This window comes from Microvirga sp. 2MCAF35 (assembly GCF_052115545.1).
GTDB lineage: Bacteria > Pseudomonadota > Alphaproteobacteria > Rhizobiales > Beijerinckiaceae > Microvirga.
Map to the genome: position 1 here is coordinate 1 of NZ_JBFRGW010000082.1, position 3,223 is coordinate 3,223.

General features: G+C 59.9%; 2 protein-coding genes. Both read right to left on the reverse strand.

Features of this window, described 5'->3' with window-relative positions; genetic code table 11:
* The coding region (locus AB4097_RS21345) for a M10 family metallopeptidase C-terminal domain-containing protein (protein ID WP_442043285.1) at positions 1-2,359 on the reverse strand (2,359 nt) is incomplete at its 3' end.
* Positions 2,360-2,699: 340 nt separating this feature from the next.
* Positions 2,700-3,223, reverse strand: a 524-nt coding sequence (locus AB4097_RS21350; protein WP_442043287.1) for a calcium-binding protein, incomplete at its 5' end; no start/stop codon positions are given.

Consider the following 3,223-nt stretch of genomic DNA (forward strand, 5'->3'; position numbering starts at 1 on the left):
TGCCGTAGAGCGTGTCGTTGCCCGCACCGCCGGTCACGTTCTCGAAGTTGCTGATCACGTCGCCCGCCGCCTCGCCATAGAAGGCCGAGTTGGTTCTGATATCGACGTAAACACCGCTGAGATCGGCGCTATAATCAAGCGTATCGATGCCGCCGCCGCCGTCCATCACGTCCGCGCCCGCGCCGCCATTCAAGGTATCATTGTTGTCGCCCCCAGACAGAGAATCACTGCCGTTCTCGCCGTAGAGGCTGTCATCGCCCAGGTGGCCTACGAGCGTATCGTTCTCCAGCCCCCCATGCAGTGTGTCGTTGTCCCGCCCGCCGTTCAGGCTATCCTGACCGTCATCGCCATAGAGCAGGTCATTGCCGTCGCTGCCAAGAACGGTGTCGTTGCCGCCCGCACCCGCGATGGTGTCGTTGCCTCCCCGCCCCATGAGATAATTGTCGTCGGCGCTGCCGTAGAGCGTGTCGTTGCCGTCGCCTCCATAGACAGTCTCGAAGTTGCGGATCACATCACCTTCGGCTAGGCCAGACCTTGCAAAATTCAGCCGCAGATCGATGTAGATGCCGGTCAAGTCGTCGCCATATTCCAATGCATCCGTACCCGTGCCGCCATCCAGCGTGTCGGCGCCGGCGCCACCGAGAATGATGTCGTTGCCGGCCTCGCCCTGCAGGAAGTCGTTGCCGTCTTCTCCAGTGATCCAGTCATCGCCCTGGCCGGCATAGATGACATCGTTGTCGATGCCGCCGTATATCAGGTTAGCTCCGAGACTGCCGTAGATCGTGTCGTCACCAACGCCGCCATAGACCGTGTCGGCCGAGTAATCGTTGCCGGCGTGGAGTTCATCGTGGCCGTCTTGTCCCCAAATCGTATCGGTGCCGTACTCGCCGAATATCAGATCATCGCCCCCCCCGCCATATAAGGTGTTGTCGCCGTGGCTGCCGAAGATCGTGTCCCTGCCCCAGCCTCCATCCACGGCCTCGAAATTGCTGATCCGATCGCCCTGAGCTGTTCCACCGCCCACCGAATTGGACCTCAGGTCAACGGACACGCCGGTCGAGTCCCCGGCATAGCTAAGGACGTCGATACCGTCACCACCGTCCAGGGAATCAGCTCCTGCGTTACCTAGGATAAGATCGTTGCCGCTTCCCCCGAGAATGGTGTCATCGCCGCTGTTCCCATCGAGCGCATCGTTCAAATCGCCGCCGTCGATGTAGTCGTTGCCGGCTTCACCCAAAATCGCATCGTTGCCGGCTCCGCCGTAAACCATGTCGTGATCTTGTCCGCCAAAGAGCGTGTCATTGCCCTCTCCACCATAGAGGGTGTCGTTGCCAGCCAATCCAAACAAGGTGTCATTGCCGAAATTGCCGCTGAGCGTGTTGGCCGCGCTGTTGCCGGTGATCTTGTCGTTGCCCGAGCCGCCGCGCACGTTCTCGATCAGAGAGCGCGGATCGCCGTTGTACTGCAGCGCGTTGAACACGTTGCCCCGCGCCATGATGCCGGTGCCGGACAAATCAGCCAACTGCTGCCGAGAGAACACCGACCAGCCGCCCGGCGCTAGATCGACGGTGAGATCCGTGGAATAGGCTGTGAGATCGTAGGTGTCGTTGCCGCCGCCGTCCCAGATCGTCATGAAAAGCACGTTTCGACCGAACGCTTTGACCTGTCTGACTCCATTGAGATAAGCGTCGCCTGAGGCAGGATCGAACGAATAGAAGCTGTCGGTGCTGTTGAAATTGAAGTTCGCGCCATACAGATACTGCAGGGCCGCAATATCGTACATCATGTACGTACTGGGGTAATCACCTGCACCGACTTCATTGAATGGCTCACCGACATAATCCCGGTACGTCATGATCGAAAACTCTTTCGAGTCTCGATCCGGTGACAAAACATTATGACCATGCTGCAGTCCAAGCGCGTGGCCGATTTCGTGCATGATGTCATTCAAGCCTTTGGCAGAACGGCTGTAAATTGGAAGCACAATATCGCCTGCCATAGGCTGATCTCCGGGATAGAATGCGCCACCGCGATCCGTTGTAGAATCGGCCGAAATAGCGATATCGGAACTGACCTCGCCTATATATTGCATGTCTAGGTTGGTGATGCCTTCCACAGAAGTCATCAGGCTGTAGCCGTCAATCACTTGACCACTGAGGACGCCCTCAAGAATACCTTGTATGACCTGCTTCTGATAAATGTCTGCTGGGGTGAACCCTGGGCCAATCGAGTAAGGATAATCGGTTGCCGCATCGGGGAAGCTGTAGGTGACGGTGGCGTTCGCCCAGCGCGATCCCGACAGCAGCGCCGCGACGTTCGGATCCACACTCGTTGCAAAGGTTTGAGACTTCTGGGCCATGTCACATCTCCCGACGGCTTCATGGCTTCATTACGTTACTTAGTAACATTATGCCACATATGAGAAGTTGACTTTTAGCTGCACCACGCACACGCAGCGTGAATGATTCAGTGTCGCTCGGACGGCTCCGCCTCGACTGAGCCATGTCCTCCAGCCGCTTGCCTGGATTGCCGTCGCATGGGCTTCTGTCACCAGTCTCCAGGGACAGTTCGCGGATCCGCCCCATCCACAAGCCTGTATCTCGCAAGTCACCTGAACCCTCGCCTTCCTCCGGAACGCAAGAAGGGCCGGTCGTGAGACCGGCCCTTCCTTCGTCTTGCTGAAAGACTGCGTTCTGCGATCAGAGCAGGACGAAGTTGGCCGCGGTCAGCCCCAGGTTGGCCGCCAGATGGGCGAACTTCACCTGCGCGGCGCCGCCGACCCCGTCCGCATCGTAGGACAGGTCGCCCGTCGCAGCGTTGTACACGATCTGCGCTCCCGCCGTCGTGGCGCCCGACCCCACCGTCAAGGCCGCCGAGCTGAACACGCCCCGGCTCAGCCCGATCCAGTCCTCCGCCACCGCAAAGTCGACGATCACGTCCACATTGCTGGTGGCATTCAGCGCGCTCTCGAACACGAAGAGGTCGCGCCCAGCCTCGCCGTGCAGCACATCGTTGCCGGCGCCGCCGATCAGACGGTCATCGCCCGCCCCGCCGGCCACGAGATCGTTGCCATGGCCGCCCTCGAGCCAGTCGTTGCCATTGCCACCCCAGAGGGTGTCGGCCCCGTCGGCACCCGCCAGGATGTCGTTGCCGTCCTGGCCGTTGAGCTCGTTGGCGTCGGCCGAGCCATAGACCGTGTCGTTGCCCGAGCCGCCGACCACGT